The following is a 22,920-nucleotide window of genomic DNA, read 5'->3' on the forward strand; positions in this document are numbered from 1 at the left end:
ATCAAGTTGCCATGTCACTGAATACTCGTCCTAGAAAAGCGTTAGATTGGCTTACACCATTAGAGAAATTTGCTCAGCTTGTTGATTATCATAAGACTTTTCAAACTGTCGCACCTCATGTTTGAATTCGCCTAACTATACTTCTGATAGATTCAATCAACTATTTAAAGAATATTTATCCCTATTATTAAAAATAATCTATTTTAAATAAAAACTAGCGATCAACTTATATAAAAATTTGGCTCATCTTTCGTTTCCCACAATATTATATTATTTTTTTAATACACTATCTGATCTTCTTCTCATAAAAGTCTGAAAAAAATTTGACATTATCTCTCAGATTTAACTAAAAACTTGCAATAAAAAATCCACTCAAATTGAGTAGGTTTTAGCATCAAATCAATTGATCAAGAACTTAGTTCTTTTCTTTGTCTACAATCTTGTTCGCTTGAATCTAAGGTATGAACAAGTACAAAATACTGTTTTGTACGAAGTGCAAGGAGGCAAGCACTACTTTGAATGAAACGCAAGAAGTGAAAACACTGCTTTCTTCTATTTGAGGCACGCAGTTCAACTCAAATAAGTCATTTTATTTTTACAAGACATAAAAAAGCCCCTGTTAAAAGCAAGGGCTTTTTGACTTAGAAATCAGAACTTAGTTCTTTTCTTTATCAACGATCTTGTTCGCTTGAATCCAAGGCACGAAAAAGATGTAAGCACTGCTTACATCTTTTGAGGCACGTAACACCAAAAATAAAAAACCCACTCAAAATGAGTGGGTCTTCGCATTCAAATCAATTGATTCGAGAAATTAGTTTTTCTCTTTATCAACAATTTTATTTGCTTGAATCCAAGGCATCATAGAACGAAGTTTGTTACCTGTTACTTCGATACCGTGAGCAGCGTTTTGACGACGACGTGCAGTCATTGAAGGGTAGTTTAAAGCACCTTCTTGAATGAACATCTTCGCGTATTCGCCAGATTGAATACGTTTAAGTGCATTACGCATCGCTTCACGAGACTGCTCGTTAATTACTTCAGTACCCGTTACATATTCACCATATTCAGCGTTGTTCGATACTGAGTAGTTCATATCCGCGATACCGCCTTCGAACATCAAGTCAACGATCAATTTAAGCTCGTGTAGACATTCGAAGTACGCCATTTCAGGCGCATAACCAGCTTCAACCAAAGTTTCGAAGCCCATTTTAACCAGTTCAACTGCACCACCACAAAGAACTGCTTGCTCACCGAAAAGGTCAGTTTCAGTTTCTTCACGGAATGAAGTTTCGATAATACCAGTACGGCCGCCACCTACGCCTGAAGCATAAGAAAGTGCAACGTTACGCGCGTTACCAGATGCATCCTGGTGAATTGCGATTAAGTCAGGAACACCTGAACCACGCTGGTATTCAGAACGTACTGTGTGACCAGGTGCTTTAGGCGCAACCATGATTACGTCAAGGTCAGCACGTGGAACAACTTGGTTGTAAAGAATCGAGAAACCGTGAGCAAACGCTAAAGTAGCACCTTGCTTGATGTTTGGCTCAATCTCGTCACGATAAAGTTGAGATTGGAATTCATCTGGCGTCAAGATCATGACTACATCCGCTTGCGCTACAGCAGCAGCAACTTCAGCAACTTTAAGACCTGAATTTTCAGCTTTTTTCCAAGAAGTAGAGTTCGCACGTAAACCTACAGTGACATCAACGCCAGAATCTTTCAGGTTAAGCGCATGCGCGTGACCTTGTGAACCGTAACCAATGATCGCTACTTTCTTAGATTGGATGATAGATAAGTCAGTGTCTTTATCGTAAAAAATTTGCATTGCTGTCTCCGCTTAATGCTTGTTTGTCTGTTTAAATCAGGCAATGACCCTTGTATTTACATTGCCTGATACCCCCTTCTTATTAGGATGAGGAAATATTTAAATTAGATGGTTAAAACTTTTTCGCCGCGCGCAATACCTGAAACGCCTGAACGCACCACTTCTAAAATGGTGTGTTCTGCAAGTGCATCAATAAACGCATCAACTTTTTCAGTCGTACCTGCGATTTGAATGGTATAAGTCGTTGGTGTTACATCGACAATCTGACCACGGAAAATATCTGCCGTACGCTTAATTTCGTCGCGAGATGAACCCAGTGCTTTGACTTTGATCAGCATCAGTTCACGCTCAATGTGAGCACCTTCAGACAGGTCAACCACTTTCACCACTTCAACCAGTTTGTTCAATTGCTTGGTGATTTGCTCAATCTTGTGATCATCGCCATAAGTGGTCAAAGTCAAACGAGAAAGTGTTGGATCTTCAGTTGGCGCAACGTTTAATGTTTCGATGTTGTAGCCACGCTGTGAGAATAAGCCCACTAAACGGGAAAGCGCACCTGCTTCATTTTCAACAAGTACAGAGATGATATGTCTCATGCTGTGCGCTCCCCTTTTGCTAACCACATATCTTGCATCGATTGACCTGCAATCAACATCGGATAAACATGCTCAGTACGATCAACCATGACGTTAATAAATACGCACTTGTCGTTAATTGCCATCGCTTCTGCAAGTTTCGACTCAAGCTCATCGGCATGATCAATCTGAATACCGACGTGACCATACGCTTCCATCAACTTGGCAAAGTCAGGCAGTGACTCTACATAAGAGCTAGAATGACGACCTTCGTAATTCATGTCCTGCCATTGTTTTACCATACCTAATGCACGGTTATTCAAGCACAAGATTTTTACATTCAAGCCGTATTGCTTACAAGTTGAAAGCTCTTGGATACACATCTGAATCGATGCTTCACCCGTAATACACACCACCTGTTGATCCGGGAAAGCAAGCTTCGCAGCCATCGCATAAGGCAAACCTACACCCATAGTGCCTAGGCCACCTGAGTTGATCCATTGACGCGGACGCTTGTATTTGTAATACATCGCACCAAACATTTGATGCTGGCCTACGTCCGAAGTAATGATCGCTTCGCCATTGGTCACTTTATCCAATACCTGAACCACTTGTTGTGGCTTCATCACACCATCAACACCTGCTGCATAACGACCGCCATGCACTTTGCGCCATTCATTAATCTGAGACCACCATGCCGCAATCACTTCAGGATTTGGCTTGGAAACATTGAGCTGTTTCAACTGGTTCAACATTTCAGTCAATACCGGCTCTACCGCACCGACAATTGGAATGTGCGCCATAATGGTTTTTGAAATCGTCGCCGGGTCGATGTCAATATGAATCACTTTGGCATTCGGACAGAATTTTGCCGGATTGTTGGTGACACGGTCATCGAAGCGCGCGCCTACACACAGAATCACATCTGCATTGTGCATGGTCATGTTGGCTTCATAAGTACCGTGCATACCGAGCATACCGATGAACTGTTCATCATCACCCGGGAATGCACCCAAGCCCATTAAGGTATTGGTTACCGGATAGCCCAATAGATGCGCAAGCTCTGTCAATTGTGCAGATGCATTGCCTTGAACCACACCACCACCCGAATAAATTACTGGGCGCTTAGCATTGACTAATTCTTCAATCGCTTTACGAATTTGACCTGAGTGACCACGAAACGGTGGCTGATACGAACGCATCTTCACTTTTTCCGGGTATTCGTAAGCAAATTTTTCTGCAGGATTGGTCGCATCTTTAGGAATATCGATTACGACAGGGCCTGGACGACCAGATGACGCGATATAGAATGCTTTTTTAATGATTGCAGGAATTTCGCTGGCATGACGCACCTGGAAACTATGCTTCACGATTGGACGTGAAATGCCGACCATATCGGTTTCCTGGAATGCATCTTCACCAATCAGATGACTCGCAACCTGACCTGACAAAATCACCATCGGGATTGAGTCCATATAGGCCGTTGCAATTGGCGTTACCGTATTGGTTGCGCCCGGACCTGAGGTCACCAACACCACACCGGTCTTACCTGTAACGCGTGAGTAAGCATCCGCCATGTGACCGGCAGCTTGTTCGTGACGTACGAGGTAATGATTGATTTTGTCTTGTTGAAATAGCGCATCATAAATATGAAGAACTGCGCCGCCTGGATATCCAAAAACATGTTCAACGCCTTCGTCCGCTAATGCGCGAACAAGCATTTCACCACCAGATAGAAGTTCCAACGTGATTCACCCTAATATTATGACACTGCACAAATGGGAGGCATTTGCAGTGTTTCATTTGTTAACTGTCTGCACTGTTATAGCACACAAATTTCATAGTTTTCATAGCAATAGGAAAAAAATCTGATCTCTTGGCTGTTCGAGCAATACAAGACCTAAAACATGTTGGGATAAACATATTTTGCTTAGCTTTGTTCAATTTCTCGGCTAGAGAAATCGCCCACTGCATGAAATGACACTTAGTCGAAGGGTGATCGATTAAGGCATATAAAACTATTGCAGCATTCTTGTGTTTTCAGGCTTTAAAGTCAAGTTTAAAAAACAGGCAATATGCGCTTAAAAACACCTGATTTGCTGTTTTTAACAGCGATCTAGAGCAAGGACAGTAATAAAGAATTAATCTAATAATATTTAATCCAATAAAATTCATAAACTTATATATTTAATTTTATAAATTTTTAGCATGTCTTATATAAAAAAAATGAATGAATTTTTAATAAATCCAGTGAAGTTGTTTATCAATAAATTTTGTGTCTGAAAATTTGCTCACCACTTCTACAAACGAGATGCAGAAGCTGTTCGATCCGTGATCATGAATAGAGCAGATAAAAATTCATTATTTTTACTGTGAAAATCACTACAATGTTTTGTAGTATTTTATGGCTAGAACACAGAGGCTCAAAAACAATGAAAATATCTTTTTTAACTGCCTTAAGTCTGAGTTGTGCAATTTCTCTGGGCATCTGTAGCAGCAGTGCTTCAGCGATCCAGTATCATAAATGGGTCGATGCGAAAGGCGTCACGCATTATACCAAGACGCCACCGCCGAAATCTGCAAAAAAAGCCACCACAGTGGATACGTATGGCTGGAAAAATTCAGCACCGACATCACCTAGAATGGCTGAAACTGAAGTTCAAACCGAGAACACAGCACAAGAAAAACAGCAACAAGCCCCTCAAGTTCCTGCGAATCAGGACCAGCAACAACGTGAAGCCAACGAAGCCTTGCAGCAATCTAAAAATCGTGCAGTCGCTTTATAAGACACCTCCATATAGAACAGCGTGTTTTTTCTTCGGGAAATGCCGGCGCAAAATTCACTTTTAGGTGCATTTTGCGCTATGCTGTGCAACAGACTTTTTTCACCGTAATTCACTGATACGTTTATGACTACTCACATTGATTCCGAATATCAAGCCAGTGCGATCGAGCCTCAAGTCCAACAGGATTGGGAATCTCGCAAAGCCTTTAAAGTTGCCGACAAAGTAGAAGGTCCACGTCGTTATATTCTCTCGATGTTCCCTTACCCAAGTGGCAAACTGCATATGGGTCATGTGCGTAACTATACGATTGGTGACGTGATCAGCCGTTTCCATCGCTTAAAAGGTGAAACGGTCCTGCAACCGATGGGTTGGGATGCTTTCGGTCTACCTGCTGAAAACGCAGCGATTGCACACCAGGTTGCTCCGGCAAAATGGACATTTGAAAATATCGCTTACATGCGTGACCAATTAAAGAAATTGGGTCTAGCTGTCGATTGGGATCGTGAATTTGCCACCTGTACCCCTGAATACTATCGTTGGGAACAATGGCTATTTGTTCAGCTTTATAAAAAAGGCTTAATTTACCGTAAACTTTCAACTGTAAACTGGGATCCGGTCGATCAGACTGTGCTTGCCAACGAACAGGTTGAAAATGGTCGCGGCTGGCGTTCAGGTGCATTGGTGGAAAAACGTGACATTCCAATGTACTACTTCCGCATTACCGATTATGCGCAAGAATTATTAGATAATCTAGACACATTGAAAGACGGTTGGCCTCAACAAGTTCTGACCATGCAACGTAACTGGATTGGTCGCTCACAAGGGATGGACATTACGTTCCCTTCAGCAAATCCAGAAATCTACGCTGAAGGCTTAACAGTCTTTACCACACGTGCTGACACGTTGATGGGCGTGACTTATGTTGCTGTTGCAGCAGAACACCCAATGGCACTCAAAGCTGCTGCTCTCCAATCAGAAGCAGGCAATCCTGAGCTTGCTGCATTTATTGAAGAATGTCGTATGGGTTCAGTTGCTGAAGCGGATCTTGCGACTGCCGAGAAGAAAGGTATGGCAACAGGCCTGTCTGTTAAGCATCCTGTGACTGGTGAAGAAGTTCCGGTCTGGATCGCCAACTATGTGTTGATGTCTTACGGTTCAGGTGCGGTGATGGCGGTGCCTTCACACGATGAGCGTGACTTCGAATTTGCCAATAAATATGGCTTAAGCATCAAACAAGTCATTGATGCCAAAGGCGCTGACGATAGCGACTTTTCTGCAACAGAATGGCAAGAATGGTACGGTTCGAAAGAAGGCAAACTGGTGAATTCAGGCGAGTTTGACGGTCTAGATTTTCAGGGTGCATATGATGCATTCCTAGCCAAACTAGAACCAACAGGTCTGGCAAGCTCTAAAGTTCAATTCCGTTTACGTGACTGGGGTGTTTCCCGTCAGCGTTACTGGGGTTGTCCAATTCCAATGATTAACTGTCCATCATGTGGTCAAGTGCCAGTGCCTGAAGAGCAACTTCCTGTTGTACTTCCGACTGACGTTGTTCCAGACGGTTCAGGCAATCCATTGAACAAGATGCCCGAATTCTACGAAACGTCATGCCCAAGCTGTGGTGGCGACGCGCGTCGTGAAACCGATACGCTTGACACTTTCGTAGAGTCTTCTTGGTACTATGCACGTTATGCATCGCCTGACTTTACTGATGGCATGGTGAAACCAGAAGCAGGTCAAACCTGGCTTCCAGTCAACCAATACATCGGTGGTGTGGAACACGCGATTCTGCATTTGTTATACGCACGCTTCTTCCACAAACTCATGCGTGATGAAGGTGTAGTCCAAGGCAATGAACCATTCACCAACCTTTTAACTCAAGGTATGGTACTGGCAGATACTTTCTACCGTGAAGCGGATTCTGGCAAAAAAACCTGGTTCAACCCGGCCGATATCGAACTGGAAAAAGATGAAAAAGGCCGTGTGCTATCTGCGAAATACACAGGCGATGGTCAAGAGGTTGTGGTTGGCGGTCAGGAAAAAATGTCGAAATCGAAAAATAACGGTATCGACCCGCAATCCATTATCGACCAATACGGTGCAGATACGGCACGTGTATTTATGATGTTTGCAGCACCACCGGATCAATCGCTTGAATGGTCGGATGCCGGTGTTGAAGGTGCCAACCGTTTCTTGAAACGTGTATGGCGTTTGGCAACAGGTTTCCTTGAAAAAGGTAATGCTGCATCAAATATCGACAAAGCTGCACTTTCTACTGCTGCCCAAGACTTACGCCGTAAAACCCATGAAACCATCCAGAAAGTCGGTGATGACATCGAACGTCGTCATGCATTTAACACTGCAATTGCCGCGATGATGGAATTGCTAAACGCAAACAATAAGTTTGAAGCCAAAGATGACAATGACGTTGCGGTAGCACGTGAGTCGATCACTACACTTCTGACTTTGTTAGCTCCATTTGCACCGCACTTAAGCCAAACTTTATTGGCTGAGTTTGGGATTGAATTGAATTCAACTCTATTCCCTGCTGTAGACGAGTCTGCACTGACACGTAATACGCAAACCATTGTGGTACAGGTGAACGGTAAGCTTCGTGGCAAACTTGAAGTTTCTGTGGATGCATCAAAAGATGACATCTTGGCGCAAGCCAAAGCATTGCCTGAAGTTCAACAATTCCTGACTGGTCCAACCAAGAAAGAAATTGTGGTACCGAATAAATTGGTGAATTTGGTGGTTTAAATCCTGAAGAATGGTTTAAGCACTGCTTTAAACAATTCTGCAAGGGGATGAGGGCGAATAATTCACCTCTCCCTAACCCTCACTTAGGAGAAGGACTTTAAGAAATAATCCCTCCAAACTTCCCTTTGCCAAAGGGAGGCTTAAAAAACACAAAGCCCGTTGCCAGCCAGCGGGCTTTGACTTTACAATCCGGTTCAGGATTTCAAATATTTCCCTGAGGGAAAAAGAGGATACTCATGCATTTAGGCAAACGTTTAGCAGCAATTGTTTTAACTTGTGGTCTAAGTGCAGGCTTAGTCGGTTGTGGCTTCCATTTGAAAGGCACCAACCCAAGCTCGGCACCTGTGGCCTATTCGGTTATGAGCCTTTCTTTACCCCCCAATACTGAAGAATTACAAGAAAAGCTGGCGGTTTATTTAGGTGCTGCGGGCGTACAACTCAGTAATGCACCAGAAGCTTATGTTTTACGTGTTCTCGATTACACGCCGCGCCGCTTAGAATTGAATGGTAAGCTGGTAGAAACCTTGCTACGTTTAAATGTGACTTTTCGCATTGAAGATGCACAAGGCAATCCGATCACTGAACCACGCACTGTGGTGGCAACGCGTACTTATCAATATGACATTGAAACAGTCAACACTGATGACCAGGAACAAAAGTTTCTCAATCAGGTGATTATTGATGATGTGGCACAGCAGATCGCGCGTCAGATTTCATCGAACCGCCTACCCTTGGCCAAAAATACCCCAGCGCAACCTGCTCAATAAGAACGCCTTATGAAACTTGACTATCTGCAAGCCCTAAAACGTGTCGATGAAGCTCGCGGTGCCTGGGTCTTGCATGGTCAAGAGCCTTTGCTAGAACAAAACCTGATCGATGCCTTTCGCACACATTGGCAAGCCAAAGACATCGAACGTCAACGTTATGATGTCAGTTCAGTTTCTGAGTGGAAAAATGTCTTTAATGCATTGAACAGTTTGTCATTGTTCTCAACCCAACTGGCAGTTGAAGTGCATGGCAATATCAAACCAGATGCCAGTAGCCTCAAACTGCTGAAAAGCTATTTACAACAAGACAGTGATAATCTGCTATTGGTCGTTATGCCCAAGCAAGATGCGAGCAGCCTCAAATCCAGCTTCTTCCAGACGGTTGAGGCCAATGGTGTCTGCGTTGCGCTTACTGCAAATTATCCACGCGATCGTCAGCAAATTTTGGCAGTTGAAGCAGAGAAACTGGGGATTAAACTGGCCCATGATGCCTGGCAATGGCTGGAACAGCATCATGAGCACAACTTGCTGGCAGCCAAAAACAGCCTGATGCGGGTCAGTGACACCTTTGCAGAAGTTGATGTGATTCAGATTGATCATTTATATGCCTGCTTACAGGATCAATCACGCTATAGCACCTATGATTTGAGTGATGCCCTACTGCAAGGCAATCTCTCGCAATCGATCAAGATTTTCCAGTATCTGGTCGCTTCAGGTGAACCGATGAGCCTGATCTTATGGAGCCTGAGCAAGGAAATGCGTCTGTTGATGCAACTGTTTGAACAGCCGCAAAATGCCTTGCAAATTGGAATCTGGAAAACCAAAGTCGGGCTATATCAGCAAGCTTTACGCCGTCTCAGCCCCCAACGCTTTTTGAGCTGGCCCCAGCTGTTAATCCGTATTGATGCAGCCATTAAAGGAATGTCCAAAGAGAACCCTGAACATCTCATCTTACAGGCCACTGCTGAAATGTGCGGTCAACGCTTATTTTTAGCGCCGAGTGCTTAACCAAAGAAACGTGCAAACCAGCCCTTGCCTTTTTTGCTTTCCTGAGCACGTAAATAACTCAACATATTATCGCGCACTGCATCGACATAGTCCTGATCATCATGTTGAATATGATTGATCAGCCATTTGGACAATAAACGATATAAATCATTTTCAATCGATTCTCCCTTCTCGAACTTGAGACGATAATCATTGAGTCGTTTCACAAATAATTCATGTATACCGCGATGCGAAGGTAGGTATTGATAACTGACCTGTTCCAGCAGGTTTTCTTCAAAGCTGAAATGTGACTGGGTATAATCGATTAAATCCTCCAAGACCTCTTTGATTCGATCGCGATCTCCTGTGCTTTTTACCTGCTCCAAAGCATTGATATAATCTAAAATTTGACGGTGCTGATTATCGATTACGTCGATTCCAATATTATAGCTTTCATTCCATTCCATCGTTAAACCCTCATCAATGTTGCGAGCAAAGTTGTATTATTTTTGCACAATAAATGTGCGTTTTCTTCTTAAGTGGTAAAACCATAATTTTTTTATGGAATTAAATCTTACAAGCTTTATTTATTTAAATCCATATATAAAACATGGGTTTTTAATTTTTTTTTCTACTTAATTTTCAACTGGTTTTTGCTCTCTGGACTAGAGGGAGGAAAATTAAGCCAGAAACAGCCTTAAAACAAATATCACACAACAAATCTAGTATGTTTGGTCTTATGTCTTTATTGATTCACACTCGATTTTATTTGTGCAGCGCTTTGATTGAAAAAATACTGTTGGGGACAGTGATCATTTTATTCAAGAGTCACCTGATGATCTTTTAAATAGGATCGATGTTATCTATAGAGGGTCAAAATCCTGTCAGCAATGTCAGAACAAGCAATTCATGGAGCATTTTAAAATGGTCTGTATGGACGATATTTTCAGAAATCAGCCAATAGAAAATAATTCTCATTATAATTCAAAAAATTCACGATTTATCCCAATTTCGCTTTTATAATCAATCCCTATCTTTGATCCGAATTCATACTCAATATGCCAAAAATAAAACCGACGAAACTGATTATGGCCGCCGTGATTGCCATTGTGTTAATCGCTGCGGGGTGGTATTTCCTCAAACCTAAAGAACAGCCGCCACAGTATATTACTGCTGAAGTAACGCAGGGTGATATTGAAAGTTCTGTACTGGCGACCGGTATTTTAGAAGCCACCAAAATGGTCAGCGTAGGTGCCCAGGTTTCTGGCCAGGTGAGACAAATGTATGTGGAACTCGGTGATCAGGTTAAACAGGGTCAGCTGATTGCACGAATTGATTCTGTTCGTCAGGAAAATGATTTAAAAACTGCTGAAGCCAGCATTAAAAACCAGATGGCACAGCTTGCGGTGAGACAGGCGAATCTGGCCAAAGTTGAAGCTGAATACAATCGTCAGAAAGCCATGTATGCACAGGATGCGACTTCCCGTTCAGAGCTGGAATCTGCATTTGCCAGTTATAAAACGGCTCAGGCCGATATCACGGCAATCAATGCACAGATCGAACAGTCGCGCCTGACCTTGGCAACTGCCAAAGAAGACTTGGGTTATACCCAGATTGTGGCACCGATGGATGGCACGATTGTGGCGATTGTGACCGAAGAAGGTCAAACCGTGAATGCCAATCAAAGTGCACCGACCATTGTGAAACTGGCCAAGCTCGACACTATGACCATCAAAGCTGAAATTTCTGAAGCAGATGTGATGAAAGTGGAAGAAGGCCAAACCGTTTATTTCACCACGCTGGGCAATAACGAGAAAAAGATTTACGCCAAACTGCGTCAGGTTGAACCTGCACCCAATTCGATTAATACCGATTCAAATACATCTGGTTCATCGTCAAGTTCTGCGGTGTATTACAACGCTTTATTTGATGTGCCAAATGAAGACGGCAAACTGCGTATTGATATGACGGCGCAGGTTTATATCGTGCTGGATGAAGCTAAAAATGTGCTGACCATTCCAGCCGCTGCGATTCAGAGCTCAAATCGTCCGGCACGTGCCAATCGGGGTGAAGGTTCTCGCGAAGAAGGTTCCCGTAGCGAAGCTAATCCAGCAGCACGTCCTGAAACTGAATCAACTCAAGGCAATCGTCCTGCCGCTGAACGCCCTGCCCGCCTAAATCTGTCTGACGCTGAAATTGCGCTGATTGAACAAGGCAAAGCGCAACGTGCCATGGTTCGTGTCTTGCAAGCCGATGGTACTGCAAAACCAACCCCTGTGCTGATCGGTTTGAATAACCGTGCCACGGCACAAGTGCTGAAAGGTTTAAAACGTGGTGATCAGGTGGTGATTGCCGATGGTTCTGATACTTCCAATGATGCAGCAAAACGCGGTGGTAATAGCCGTGGCCCAATGAGAATGTAAGCATGAATTCACAACAGCAGCCTCTGCTCGAGGTGAAAAATCTGGTACGTGAATTCCCTGCGGGTGAAGGCACAGTCCAGATTTTAAAAGGGGTGAATCTGGAGATTTATCCGGGTGAACTGGTGGCGATTGTCGGCCAGTCCGGTTCGGGTAAATCAACCCTGATGAATATTCTGGGTTGTCTGGACAAACCCACCACGGGTAGCTACAAGGTCAAAGGCCGTGAAACCCGGGAACTGGAAGCAGATGAACTGGCGCAGTTACGTCGTGAATATTTCGGCTTTATTTTTCAGCGTTATCACCTGCTCGGCGATTTAAACGCAGCAGGCAATGTCGAAGTCCCTGCCATTTATGCGGGTGCAGATTCATCGGAACGGCATGCGCGTGCGGTCAAGATTCTGACCGATCTGGGTCTGGGCGAAAAAACCCAGAACCGTCCGAGTCAACTGTCAGGCGGTCAGCAGCAACGTGTGTCGATTGCCCGTGCGCTGATGAATGGCGGTGATGTGATTCTGGCCGATGAGCCGACAGGTGCCTTGGATAAGAACAGCGGTATTGAGGTGATGCGTATTTTGCGCGAACTGAATGCCAAGGGTCATACCATCATTCTGGTTACGCATGATCATAATGTGGCAAAAAACGCGACACGAATCATTGAAATTTCAGACGGGAATATCATTTCCGATCAGCCGAATGTGCCTGAAGCCGAAGACCATCTGGAAAAGCAGCCGCTGATCCGTAATCAACAAAAGAAGATTTCTTCATGGCGTTCTGCGGTTGACCGTCTGGGTGAAGCCTTCCGTATGGCATTGCTGGCCATGAATGCGCATCGCATGCGGACTTTCCTGACCATGCTCGGAATCATTATCGGTATCGCTTCGGTGGTTTCAGTGGTGGCTTTGGGGAATGGTTCACAGAAGCAGATTCTGGAAAATATCAGCAGTCTGGGCACCAATACCATTACCGTATTTCAGGGGCGGGGCTTCGGAGACAATTCCAGATCTTCACAAGCCAAGACCCTGATTCCAGCCGATGCCGATGCGCTGGCCGAACAACCTTATGTTGATGGCGTCAGTCCGTCGGTGAACAGCAGTGTTACCGGCCGTTATAAAGAAATTGAAGCCTCAACCACGGTCAATGGCGTCAGCGAAGATTTCTTTTATGTGCGTGGCATGACTTTCCAGTCCGGTCAGCCCTTTGACCGCAGTAGCGTCATGCAACAGGCACAAGATGTTGTCATTGACACCAATACCAAAAATACCTTCTTTAAAGATGGTACTAATCCGGTGGATCAGGTGATTTTACTGGGTAGCGTCCCGAGCCGGATTATCGGGGTGATTGATGCACAAAAAGGCATGATGGGCAATAATGACAGCCTGAATGTCTACCTGCCGTATTCTACCGTGATGAGTCGTATGCTGGGGCAATCTAACGTTCGCAGCATCATTGTGCGGATTAAGGATGAATATCCAAGTGTGGCGGCTGAAAATGCAATTTTAAACCTGTTGGTACAGCGCCATGGCGCGCAGGATGTGTTTACCCAGAATGCCGACAGTATTCGTGAAACCATTCAGCAGACCACAGCGACTATGACGCTTTTAATTTCGGCGATTGCTGTGATTTCACTGGTGGTCGGCGGGATCGGGGTGATGAATATCATGCTGGTGTCCGTGACTGAACGTACTCAGGAAATTGGGGTACGTATGGCAGTAGGTGCACGCCAAAGTGATATTTTGCAGCAATTCCTGATTGAAGCAGTGCTGGTGTGTATTTTAGGCGGTATTTTGGGGGTGCTGCTCTCGCTCGGGATTGGCCAGCTAATTACCCACTTTGCTGGCGGTACTTTCCAGATGGCCTATTCAACCACTTCGATTGTGGCTGCCTTTGTCTGCTCAAGCCTGATTGGAATTGTGTTTGGCTTTATCCCGGCACGTAATGCCGCTCGTCTGAATCCAGTCGATGCGCTTTCTCGCGAATAAGGAACCTGATATGCAAATGAATTTAACCAAGCTTGCCAGTGCCCTGTTGCTGGGAAGCTCGCTGACCGGTTGTGCGGCAGTGGTAAAAACACCTTATGAGCAGCCTGCGATCAATATGCCGGGCAACTTTCAAAATAATAAGGTTTTAAGTCAGCAGATCCATGCCGACATTCTGGCAGATCAATGGTGGACCTTATTTAAAGATCCGCAATTGAACAGTTTGGTCGATCAAGTGCTGGCGCAGAATACAGATCTGGCGGTGGCTGGCATCAGTTTACAGCAGGCGCGCATTCAGGCCAGACAGGCACAAAGCCAGCAAGGCGTCCGTGTCGGTGATGCACGAATTTCAACGGGCCAGCGTTTTGATCTGGAGGGTGGCAGCAATGCTTCGACGGGTCTTTCACTGGGCTATCCGGGCTTAAGCTATGAACTGGATCTGTTTGGCAAACTGGCCAATCAGACTGAAGCGGCGCGCTGGGAAGCCTTGGCATCTGCACAGGACTTACAGGCGACAGCGCAGAGCCTGATTGGCACCACGGCACAGCTTTACTGGCAATTGGCTTATTTAAACGAGCGTTATAGCGTGGTACAGCAAAATCTGGCAACGGCGCAAAAAACCTATGATCTGGTGCAGGTACAATATCGTGCCGGTGCGGTGTCCGGTCTAGATTTAACCCAGGCCGAACAGGCGATTCAAAGCCAGCAAGCCACCTTAAGCCAGATTGAGCAGCAACGGGTGGAAACGCGTACCAGCCTCGCAGTATTGCTGCATATGCCAGTACAACAGCTTTCTATTCAGGAGCCAAGCCGTTTACCGAATATTCAATTACCGAGTATTCAGGCCGACTTACCGGCGAGTTTATTGTCACGTCGTCCTGACCTTCGAGCCACTGAACTACGCTTACGTAAGGCACTAGCCAATAAAGATGCCAACAAAGCCAGCTACTATCCATCAATTAGTTTGACCGGTAATCTGACCACCGGTATTGGCAGCAGTACTTCCCTCTCGAATGCCTTAAAAAATCCGGTTGCAACTTTTGGTGCTGGTCTAACCTTGCCTTTCTTGCAATGGAATGATATGAAACGTGATTTACAGGTGAATGAACTGGAATATGAAAAAGCGATTATTCAATATCGCCAGACCATGTACGAAGCCTTTGCCGATGTGGAAAATGCCTTATCGAACCGGACTGAAATCAGTAAGCAAGTCACTTTGCAGCAACGTAATGTCGAACTGGCTGAACGTACCGAACGTCTGACTGAAGTACGTTATCGTAATGGCGCGGTGGCGTTAAAGAACCTGCTGGATGCACAGGAAACCACACGGAATGCACGGCTGTCTTTGGTACAAACCCGACAGAACCAGTACAATGCCTATGTGACTTTAATGCAGGCATTAGGTGGCAGCCCAATCCAGCAATTACCTTAAACAAAGCTTGAACCATAAAAAAACCGCTGCCAGACAGCGGTTTTTTATATTGCGTGATGTCAATAAAAATTACTTCATTTCTAAATAGGCATGCACATTTTTCAATAATTCAGTTGATCGCTCATGCTCGAGCAAACTGCCTTTTTCCAGCCAGTCCCGCGCGACTCCAATATCGCGTTCCACCCCAATTCCCTTGGTATATAAACGTCCCAGATGACTATAAGCATCGGCATTGACCTGCGCTGCCGCCTGACGGTAATACTGTACCGCCTGTTCGATATTTGCCTCAGTGCCTATGCCATTTTCAAACGCTTCCCCCAGCGCATTCAGTGCCACACTATTCTGCTGAGCAGCCGCTTTTTGCAGATAGCTCAAACCTAAGGCAATATCCTGCGCAATCTGTTTTCCTTTAAGATACTCCAAGCCCAATTCTGCCTGTGCCTGTGCATGTCCCAGTTGTGCAGCCTGATGCAGATAACGATTGGCCTGCTCTGGATTAAGGATAAAGACCGGATAAAGACCTGACAGAGCCTGATACAGGAACCAGGCTGCTTCCTTGGAGCCTTTCGCAACCGCCTGATTCAGATATTGAATGGCTTTGTCGTGTGTCGGCAATGGATATTCCGCCAGACTATAAAAACGCCCGACCACATAAATTAAATCTGCCTCAGACTGAGCCTCGATCTGCCAGTATTGCTGGGCCACTGCCTGAATCATGCGGGTGGCTTTGGCTGTGTCTTTTACAGTACCGATGCCATTTAAATAACACAGTGCCAGACCCATTTGTGCATAAGCATCATCGGAACTGAGCTGAAATGCTGCCTGATATAATTCAAATGCCTTTTGCGGCTCATAAGCCACTAGATGCTGTTCAAAATACAGCGCGGCAATCATGCATAAAGCGGGCGGATGCTGAGTATTGGCAGCTTCAGACCAGTAACGAAACGCCATGGTTTCATTTTTATCGACATACCAGCCATGAAAATAAGCCAGTCCAATTAAAGTCTTGGAATGCGCATCGGCATGTTCTTTGGACTGCTGCATCAAATGCTGGAACACGCGCTGACGCTGGTCGGTATCGATACGGCCTTGCAGTACGCCAGCATAATAATCATAGAGACCTTTTTGATCACCAAGACTGATACAGCGTTTAATAAATTGCAGGGCTTGAGTCTGGTCTTGGGGCAGCCTCTGTCCACGCGCATAATCATCGGCGATCTGCTGATTGGCAGCCAGATGATCTTGCTGCGCAGCTAAAAACAGATAATGAATTCCCTGAACCAAATCTTGAGCCGCTGAATCTGTTAAATAATACTGCGCCAGTTGATACTGCGAATTGCTATGTCCCTGCCCGGCATTTTGAATGAGTAAGGCCAAGCGCTGCTGTTCAGCGTTCTTCTCTTCTGGATTTGTTTCTGTAGTGGAAGAAAGTTCAGTGATGCGGTACTGGGCATCCAGATTGCCACGGGCTACGGCATGTCGGTACCAGTACAGCGCTTTTTCCGGGTCAGCCATTTGATAGCGTTGCTCCTCATGAATCTGCCCTAGATGATAAGCTGCGTCATCACTGCCCAGATGAAAGGCTTTATCGAGATAACTGATGGCTGTTTCCGTATTTTGCGCATGTCCCAGACCCTGCAAATGCATCAGCCCCATGCCGACATAAGCCTGTGGAATTTCCTGTTGCTGGGCAAGATTCTGGTAAATCTGATAGGCGCGTGCATAATTCGGATGTTCAGGATCTGAACTCAAGCGCGCCGCATGCTTGAGCTGTGCATCAAGCTGCTCAATCCATAGATCATGCTGCACAGCTTTGGCCTGATCACGTTTTACCGGATCCGGACGTTTCCACATCCAAATCCCCAAGGCCCCTATCCCCAAAATCAATACCAGCAAGAACCACATAACTGCTCCAAAACATTATTTTTGTTCTGCAAATGAATCCTTTCATTCTAAACGCCGTCTCAAAAAAAGCACATATCTTGTGCTTTTTATTTTGTAAATCAGGCTTTTGCTCTTTTACTATCCAGCTTCTTCAAGCCTTCTGCCACAGCGACCATGGCAAAGCTTGATGTCACCACCACGGCAGAGCCATAACCACCACAGCGCAAGCCGGCACTGGCACAGACATCGGCACTCGAGAACGGATTATCGATTGAATAGACACAGGTAATGCCGAATTTTTCTTTAGGTTTTTTACAAATACCTTTGCCGCGTAACTGGGCACGCAATTTGGCCAGCATCGGGTCCTGTTCGGTTTTAGATAAGTCTGCGACACGAATTTTCAGGGGATCCAGTTTACCGCCTGCCCCGCCCGACACAATCAAGGGAATCTTGTTAAAGCGACAATGCAGCATCAAGGCAAATTTGGCCTTCACATCATCAATACAGTCGAGAATTAAATCAGGATTACCTGCTAAAATTTCTTTGATATTTTCCGGCGTCAGATAGTCATCAATCAGATTAATCTTGATCCGTGGATTAATGGCATGACAACGCTCGGCCATCACTGCAATTTTTTCATGGCCCAAGGTCGTGCTCATGGCAGGCAATTGACGATTAATATTGGATGCCGCCACCACATCCATATCGACCAAACTCAGCTCGCCCACACCGCTACGTGCCAGCGCTTCTACTGCCCAAGAACCGACACCACCGATGCCAATCACCATCACATGACTTTTTTCATAATGGCTGAAGCTGTCTTCTCCATAAATTTTGGCAACACCCGCAAAGCGGCGCTCATATTCATCGTCTTGAAGCAGTTCAGTCATAAGTCATCAATAGCTGTTAAATCACGGCTTATTTTAGCAAAGTCAGCATTTTTTTACTGCTTCTAAAATTTTGATACAAAATCTATCAGCAAAATCAGAAAGATAAATTCAGGAACATTTATAATTGGATAAAATTCATACATAAAACTTTAAATATGGGAGTCAAACACTGTGCTGATCAATGCTCTTTTGGCTCTCAATTTTATACTGATCACTCTACATTTTTATTTTTACAGTAGCCAAAAACAGAAAAACTATGCGCTGAGTATTTTTATTCGTTTGTTGATTTTAGGCCTATTCGGATATGTGATCCTAGATCGCCATGAAACCCAGACCCATCTGATTTTGGTACTGATATCCTGGGTGATATTTGAACTGATTGAGAGTTTATATCAAAAGAAAAAAGCATCAATCTCATAAAAAAAGAGGCTTGCGCCTCTTTCAATCCATCTAAACTTAGTCTTTATTCATGATAAAGAAATATTGACGATAGTATTTCAGTTCGGCAATTGAATCACGAATGTCATCCATCGCCAGATGCGAAGCATTTTTCTTGAGACCACTCATAATTTCTGGACGCCAGCGTTTTGCCAGCTCTTTCACTGAAGAGACATCCAGATTACGGTAATGGAAATACTGCTCCAGCTCAGGCATCAGGCGATGCAAGAAACGGCGATCCTGACAGATCGAGTTACCACACATCGGGGATGATTTTGGATTGACCCATTTCTTCAGGAATTCAATAGTTTGCTGTTCTGCATCCTGAGCCGTCAGTTTACTGCGACGCACCCGTTCAATCAGACCCGATTGACCATGTTGACGAGTGTTCCACTCATCCATGGCATTTAACAGACGTGCAGGCTGATGCACCGCAAGCACAGGACCTTCTGCCAGAATATTCAAATTGTCATCGGTTACAATCGTCGCAATTTCAATAATTTGGTCATTGTCTGTGTCTAGACCTGTCATTTCAAGGTCAATCCAAATCAGGCGGGTATCAGCGGTGCTGCTCATAAATGTGCAATCTTATTGGGTTTAAAAACAACTATAGTAGCAAATTAATTACATCTTGGGTGTCATTCGGGGGCTGCTTCATGCTATTTTTGCCATCTGATTTACCCGGTTTTTTAGGATATGAATGGCCTTAATACGTAAGCGTCGTCTGACAGAGCAACAACAGCGCCGCATTCAGAAACAACAGAAAACACGTCAAGAAGATCTCGATACCTCCAGTGATCTGGAAGGTTTGGTAGTGCAACACTACGGCCGCCAACTTGAAGTGCAAGCTTTGTCTACTCCTGACATTCACCCTGAAAAACCTGTGGTTGCCGATGGCGAGCCTGAACCTTTCTGGAAAGAAATTGAATTGGGCAGTGTCTGGCGCTGTCATACCCGAACCAATCTGGATTTATTGGTCACGGGTGACCGGGTTAAATGGCAAGCCGATCCGAATACCGGATTGGGGATTATTACGGCGATTCATCCACGTAAATCCTTATTGACCCGTCCTGACCGCTATCACAAGGTTAAACCGGTAGCGGCCAATATTTCACTGATTGTGATTGTGTTTGCACCATTGCCTGAGCCAGCACCGGGCCTGATCGACCGTTATCTGGTGGCCTGTGCCGATGCCGATATTCCCGCACTGCTGGTGATGAATAAAGCCGATTTGCTCAAAGAAAATGATCCGATTCTGACTCTGCTACAAGAATATCAAGACCTCGGTTATGAAGTAATGCAAACCCAGTCCGATGGTGATCTGACTGTATTGTCCAATCGTCTGGAAAATGAAACGGTGGCCTTTGTCGGTCAATCGGGTGTCGGTAAAAGCACGCTGATCAATGCGATCGTGCCGGATGCTGCCCAGAAAACCAATATTATTTCGGAAAACTCGGCACTCGGTCAGCACACCACCACCTCAACCCGTTTGATCGGTTTTGGTGAAGGCGCTGCCCTGATTGACTCTCCGGGAATTCGTGAATTTGGCCTGTGGCATCTGACTTTAGATAAGGTACAAATCGGTTTTCCTGAAATTGAAAACCTGCTCGGACACTGTCAGTTCCGGAACTGCACGCATAAGCATGAAAAACAATGTGCTTTACGTCAGGCCGCGAGTGCGGGTGAAATTTTACCGCGCCGACTGGACAGCTATTTACGTTTAATCGATGAAATCACTGAAGCACAGCAAAAAAATTAATTTTCTTGTGCCTCAACCCTTGAAGCGGTGATTTTGATCACCATATTTATGAGCTATACTCTTGGCAATTTTAAAATTGTAATTAGGTGAATTGTGGAACGTTGGTTCGAGTTTATGGGGAATCACCCCTTCTTATTTGGAACACTCGCGGTATTGGTAGTTTTGTTCTTCATTATCGAAGGTCAACGTAACGGTCGTAAAATTTCTCCGCAGTCGCTGGGAATTTTAGTCAAAGCAAAAAATGCCATGCTGATTGATTTACGGGATGCCAAAGACTTCCGTGAAGGTCATATCAGCGGCAGCCGTAACATTCCATATAGCCAGATTACAAAGCATGTTGAAGAGCTGAAAGCATCTGATCGCCCTTTGGTGTTCATTTGTAACCTTGGACAGGTGGCTGGTACTGCGCTACAACAAGTGGGTCATGCCGATGCATACCGTCTTGATGGCGGCATCAGCAACTGGAAAGCCCAGGGTTTACCTTTGGTGAAAAGCAAATAATCCACGAACAGGAGATTGATCATGGCTGACGTTATTGTTTATTCAACGACTGTGTGTCCTTATTGCGTGCGTGCAAAACAGTTGCTTGAGCGCAAAGGTGTCGCATATAAAGAAATTAATCTATCTCAAGAAGCACCTGAAGTACGTCTTGAATTGATGCAGCGTACCAATCACCGCACTGTGCCACAAATTTTTATTAAGGATCAATTCATCGGTGGTTTCGACCAGCTTTATGCTTTAGAGCGTGAAGGCAAACTCGATGAATTACTGGCTTAATTCTATTAAAATCATCACTTTATATTAAGGATCAAAGAATGAGTGAAGAACAACAAGCTCAACCACAATTGGCATTAGAGCGTATTTATACCAAAGATATTTCTTTTGAGGTTCCTGGGGCACAAGTTTTTACCAAGCAATGGCAACCTGAGCTCAACATCAACCTTTCTTCTTCTGCAGAAAAAATTGATGAGACTCATTTTGAAGTGGCTTTAAAAGTCGTTGTTCAAGCGACCAATGAAGGTGATACTGCTTTTATCGTCGACGTGACTCAAGCCGGTATCTTCTTGGTAGATGGCGTTGAAGAAGAGCGTCTTCCATACATCCTGGGCGCATACTGCCCGAACATTCTGTTCCCGTTCCTGCGTGAAGCAGTGAATGATATGGTGACTAAAGGTAGCTTCCCACAGTTGCTGCTTACCCCAATCAACTTCGATGCTGAATTTGAAGCCAATATGCAACGTGCACAAACTGCCGCTGTAGATGGTCAGGCTTAATCGCTGTCCTGCAAATCTAAAAAAGACCGCTTATGCGGTCTTTTTTATGGCCTTGAGTGAACTCCCCCTTTATCAAAGGGGGAATGAGGGGGATTTTGCTCATTCACTCTTTTTTTTTAAGAAAGGGTTTAGCGAGATTAAAGAAAAATAATCCCTCCTAACCTTCCTTTAAAAAAGGGAGGAACTCTCCCCCCACGGCAGAGAATAGACTTTTATTCCGCATCCGCCATTAAATCAGCACTCATACCCACGGTATTGAAACCGGCATCGACATACAGGATTTCACCGGTAATGCCATTGGCCCATGGCGAGCACAGGAATAATGCTGCATTGCCGACATCTTCAATCGTTACATTACGTTTTAATGGCGCAACTTTTTCATTTAAGTCGAGCATTTTACGGAATGATTTAATGCCTGAAGCAGCCAGAGTACGGATTGGACCCGCAGAGATGGCATTGACACGAATACCTTCCTGACCCAAGCTCGAAGCTAAATAACGAACACCGGCTTCTAAAGAGGCTTTGGCCATACCCATCACGTTATAGTTCGGCATTACGCGCTCAGAACCTTGATAAGTTAGCGTTAACAGGCAGCCTTGACGAACTTGTAGCAAAGGCTTTGCCGCACGTGCCATCGCGATAAAGCTATAGGCACTGATGTCATGTGCAATATTGAAACCTTCGCGGTCTGTGATTTCGGTAAAGTCGCCATCCAAAGTATGCGCCGGTGCGAAACCGATAGAATGCACTACGCCATCCAGACCATCCCAGTGTTTCGCCAGCTCAGCAAATGCATTATCAATATCAGCATCTACCGCCACATCACAAGGAAAAACCAGTTTTGAACCAAACTGTTCAGCAAAGTCATCTACCCGCTTTTTCAGCTTTTCATTTGGATAAGTAAAAGCCAATTCAGCACCTTCACGATGTAATGCCTGAGCAATACCAAAAGCAATGGATAATTTACTCGCAATACCCGCGATCAAGAAGCGCTTACCCGCCAAAAGTCCTTGTGCCATGTGAATCTCACCTAAAATAATATATATGCATGATGCCAAGTCTGAGGCATTTTAGAAATTGCATAATGCATCTTTTTTTTAACAGATACCCAATTACAGCAGATACAGCCGAGCAATAAAAA

General features: G+C 44.8%; 19 protein-coding genes and 1 pseudogene. 12 read left to right on the top strand and 8 right to left on the bottom strand.

The window, feature by feature from the left end; translation table 11 throughout:
• Positions 1 to 125 (top strand): annotated as a pseudogene (locus FTT75_RS02045) (IS30 family transposase); the annotation flags it as partial.
• Between the two features lie 686 nt (positions 126 to 811).
• Here the strand turns inward: FTT75_RS02045 and ilvC are convergent.
• From ilvC to FTT75_RS02060, 3 genes are all read right to left on the bottom strand, one after another.
• Positions 812 to 1,828: a ketol-acid reductoisomerase gene (gene ilvC / locus FTT75_RS02050; protein WP_180185845.1), complete on the bottom strand. Its 1,017-nt coding sequence runs from the start codon at positions 1,826 to 1,828 to the stop codon at positions 812 to 814.
• Between the two features lie 104 nt (positions 1,829 to 1,932).
• Positions 1,933 to 2,424, bottom strand: a complete 492-nt coding sequence (gene ilvN, locus FTT75_RS02055; RefSeq protein ID WP_004813125.1) for an acetolactate synthase small subunit — start codon at positions 2,422 to 2,424, stop codon at positions 1,933 to 1,935.
• The gene (locus tag FTT75_RS02060) at positions 2,421 to 4,148 is read right to left on the bottom strand and encodes an acetolactate synthase 3 large subunit (protein WP_034608751.1); all 1,728 of its coding nucleotides are present in this window, start codon (positions 4,146 to 4,148) and stop codon (positions 2,421 to 2,423) included. Before FTT75_RS02060 ends, ilvN begins: the two co-directional genes overlap by 4 nt.
• A 687-nt stretch (positions 4,149 to 4,835) precedes the next feature.
• Here FTT75_RS02060 and FTT75_RS02065 point away from each other — a divergent pair.
• The 4 genes from FTT75_RS02065 to holA all read left to right on the top strand — a co-directional run bounded on the left by FTT75_RS02065 (position 4,836) and on the right by holA (position 9,724).
• The gene (locus tag FTT75_RS02065; protein WP_100329234.1) at positions 4,836 to 5,189 is read left to right on the top strand and encodes a DUF4124 domain-containing protein; all 354 of its coding nucleotides are present in this window, start codon (positions 4,836 to 4,838) and stop codon (positions 5,187 to 5,189) included.
• A gap of 123 nt (positions 5,190 to 5,312) precedes the next feature.
• Complete coding sequence (gene leuS / locus FTT75_RS02070; RefSeq protein WP_180185846.1) at positions 5,313 to 7,949, top strand: leucine--tRNA ligase; 2,637 nt, start codon at positions 5,313 to 5,315, stop codon at positions 7,947 to 7,949.
• Between the two features lie 236 nt (positions 7,950 to 8,185).
• Positions 8,186 to 8,716 (top strand): LPS assembly lipoprotein LptE, encoded by a 531-nt coding sequence (locus FTT75_RS02075; protein ID WP_180185847.1) that lies wholly within the window; start codon positions 8,186 to 8,188, stop codon positions 8,714 to 8,716.
• Positions 8,717 to 8,725: 9 nt separating this feature from the next.
• Positions 8,726 to 9,724 carry a DNA polymerase III subunit delta gene (gene holA / locus FTT75_RS02080; RefSeq protein WP_180185848.1) on the top strand — a complete coding sequence of 333 codons (999 nt, stop codon included), beginning with the start codon at positions 8,726 to 8,728 and terminating at the stop codon, positions 9,722 to 9,724.
• Here the strand turns inward: holA and FTT75_RS02085 are convergent.
• A complete protein-coding gene (locus tag FTT75_RS02085; RefSeq protein WP_005172715.1) occupies positions 9,721 to 10,170 on the bottom strand; it encodes a bacteriohemerythrin in 450 nt (149 codons plus the stop codon). The two genes, holA and FTT75_RS02085, sit on opposite strands and share 4 nt — an antisense overlap.
• Positions 10,171 to 10,761: 591 nt before the next feature.
• Between FTT75_RS02085 and FTT75_RS02090 the strand changes: the two genes are divergently transcribed.
• The 3 genes from FTT75_RS02090 to FTT75_RS02100 are packed head-to-tail and all read left to right on the top strand — an operon-like array spanning position 10,762 to position 15,534.
• On the top strand, positions 10,762 to 12,126 hold the full coding sequence (locus tag FTT75_RS02090; protein WP_180185849.1) for a MacA family efflux pump subunit: 1,365 nt from the start codon (positions 10,762 to 10,764) through the stop codon (positions 12,124 to 12,126).
• A gap of 2 nt (positions 12,127 to 12,128) precedes the next feature.
• Positions 12,129 to 14,105, top strand: coding sequence for a MacB family efflux pump subunit (locus tag FTT75_RS02095; RefSeq protein ID WP_180185850.1), 1,977 nt, complete (start codon positions 12,129 to 12,131; stop codon positions 14,103 to 14,105).
• Positions 14,106 to 14,115: 10 nt separating this feature from the next.
• A complete protein-coding gene (locus tag FTT75_RS02100; RefSeq protein WP_180185851.1) occupies positions 14,116 to 15,534 on the top strand; it encodes an efflux transporter outer membrane subunit in 1,419 nt (472 codons plus the stop codon).
• A gap of 69 nt (positions 15,535 to 15,603) precedes the next feature.
• Here the strand turns inward: FTT75_RS02100 and FTT75_RS02105 are convergent, their stop codons facing one another.
• From FTT75_RS02105 to orn, 3 genes are all read right to left on the bottom strand, one after another.
• Entirely contained in the window at positions 15,604 to 17,439 is a 1,836-nt protein-coding gene (locus tag FTT75_RS02105; protein ID WP_180185852.1) for a tetratricopeptide repeat protein, read from the bottom strand.
• 98 nt (positions 17,440 to 17,537) lie between these two features.
• Complete coding sequence (locus FTT75_RS02110; RefSeq protein ID WP_005172727.1) at positions 17,538 to 18,308, bottom strand: ThiF family adenylyltransferase; 771 nt, start codon at positions 18,306 to 18,308, stop codon at positions 17,538 to 17,540.
• Positions 18,309 to 18,764: 456 nt separating this feature from the next.
• Positions 18,765 to 19,322: an oligoribonuclease gene (gene orn, locus FTT75_RS02115; protein ID WP_004278381.1), complete on the bottom strand. Its 558-nt coding sequence runs from the start codon at positions 19,320 to 19,322 to the stop codon at positions 18,765 to 18,767.
• Positions 19,323 to 19,446: 124 nt separating this feature from the next.
• Here orn and rsgA point away from each other — a divergent pair, with 124 nt between their 5' ends.
• From rsgA to secB, 4 genes are all read left to right on the top strand, one after another.
• A complete protein-coding gene (gene rsgA / locus FTT75_RS02120; protein ID WP_100329243.1) occupies positions 19,447 to 20,505 on the top strand; it encodes a ribosome small subunit-dependent GTPase A in 1,059 nt (352 codons plus the stop codon).
• A 93-nt stretch (positions 20,506 to 20,598) separates the two neighbouring features.
• Positions 20,599 to 21,006, top strand: a complete 408-nt coding sequence (locus tag FTT75_RS02125; protein WP_005095619.1) for a rhodanese-like domain-containing protein — start codon at positions 20,599 to 20,601, stop codon at positions 21,004 to 21,006.
• Between the two features lie 18 nt (positions 21,007 to 21,024).
• Positions 21,025 to 21,282 (top strand): glutaredoxin 3, encoded by a 258-nt coding sequence (gene grxC, locus FTT75_RS02130; protein WP_100329331.1) that lies wholly within the window; start codon positions 21,025 to 21,027, stop codon positions 21,280 to 21,282.
• A 38-nt stretch (positions 21,283 to 21,320) separates the two neighbouring features.
• A complete protein-coding gene (gene secB, locus FTT75_RS02135; protein WP_004278389.1) occupies positions 21,321 to 21,779 on the top strand; it encodes a protein-export chaperone SecB in 459 nt (152 codons plus the stop codon).
• Positions 21,780 to 21,991: 212 nt separating this feature from the next.
• Here secB and FTT75_RS02140 read toward each other — a convergent pair whose 3' ends face one another.
• Complete coding sequence (locus FTT75_RS02140; RefSeq protein WP_005095616.1) at positions 21,992 to 22,798, bottom strand: enoyl-ACP reductase; 807 nt, start codon at positions 22,796 to 22,798, stop codon at positions 21,992 to 21,994.
• Positions 22,799 to 22,920: the final 122 nt, after the last annotated feature.

Source organism: Acinetobacter sp. YH01008 (assembly GCF_013420435.1).
Classification (GTDB): Bacteria; Pseudomonadota; Gammaproteobacteria; order Pseudomonadales; family Moraxellaceae; genus Acinetobacter; species Acinetobacter pseudolwoffii.

Excerpts from the sequence above, each read along its gene's own strand:
- FTT75_RS02110 (WP_005172727.1), bottom strand. The coding sequence starts at position 18,308 with ATGACTGAACTGCTTCAAGACGATGAATATGAGCGCCGCTTTGCGGGT.
- FTT75_RS02105 (WP_180185852.1), bottom strand. The coding sequence starts at position 17,439 with ATGTGGTTCTTGCTGGTATTGATTTTGGGGATAGGGGCCTTGGGGATT.
- FTT75_RS02100 (WP_180185851.1), top strand. The coding sequence starts at position 14,116 with ATGCAAATGAATTTAACCAAGCTTGCCAGTGCCCTGTTGCTGGGAAGC.
- FTT75_RS02090 (WP_180185849.1), top strand. The coding sequence starts at position 10,762 with ATGCCAAAAATAAAACCGACGAAACTGATTATGGCCGCCGTGATTGCC.
- FTT75_RS02140 (WP_005095616.1), bottom strand. The coding sequence starts at position 22,798 with ATGGCACAAGGACTTTTGGCGGGTAAGCGCTTCTTGATCGCGGGTATT.
- ilvC (WP_180185845.1), bottom strand. The coding sequence starts at position 1,828 with ATGCAAATTTTTTACGATAAAGACACTGACTTATCTATCATCCAATCT.
- FTT75_RS02065 (WP_100329234.1), top strand. The coding sequence starts at position 4,836 with ATGAAAATATCTTTTTTAACTGCCTTAAGTCTGAGTTGTGCAATTTCT.
- leuS (WP_180185846.1), top strand. The coding sequence starts at position 5,313 with ATGACTACTCACATTGATTCCGAATATCAAGCCAGTGCGATCGAGCCT.
- holA (WP_180185848.1), top strand. The coding sequence starts at position 8,726 with ATGAAACTTGACTATCTGCAAGCCCTAAAACGTGTCGATGAAGCTCGC.
- orn (WP_004278381.1), bottom strand. The coding sequence starts at position 19,322 with ATGAGCAGCACCGCTGATACCCGCCTGATTTGGATTGACCTTGAAATG.
- FTT75_RS02085 (WP_005172715.1), bottom strand. The coding sequence starts at position 10,170 with ATGGAATGGAATGAAAGCTATAATATTGGAATCGACGTAATCGATAAT.
- FTT75_RS02075 (WP_180185847.1), top strand. The coding sequence starts at position 8,186 with ATGCATTTAGGCAAACGTTTAGCAGCAATTGTTTTAACTTGTGGTCTA.
- FTT75_RS02095 (WP_180185850.1), top strand. The coding sequence starts at position 12,129 with ATGAATTCACAACAGCAGCCTCTGCTCGAGGTGAAAAATCTGGTACGT.
- ilvN (WP_004813125.1), bottom strand. The coding sequence starts at position 2,424 with ATGAGACATATCATCTCTGTACTTGTTGAAAATGAAGCAGGTGCGCTT.
- secB (WP_004278389.1), top strand. The coding sequence starts at position 21,321 with ATGAGTGAAGAACAACAAGCTCAACCACAATTGGCATTAGAGCGTATT.
- rsgA (WP_100329243.1), top strand. The coding sequence starts at position 19,447 with ATGGCCTTAATACGTAAGCGTCGTCTGACAGAGCAACAACAGCGCCGC.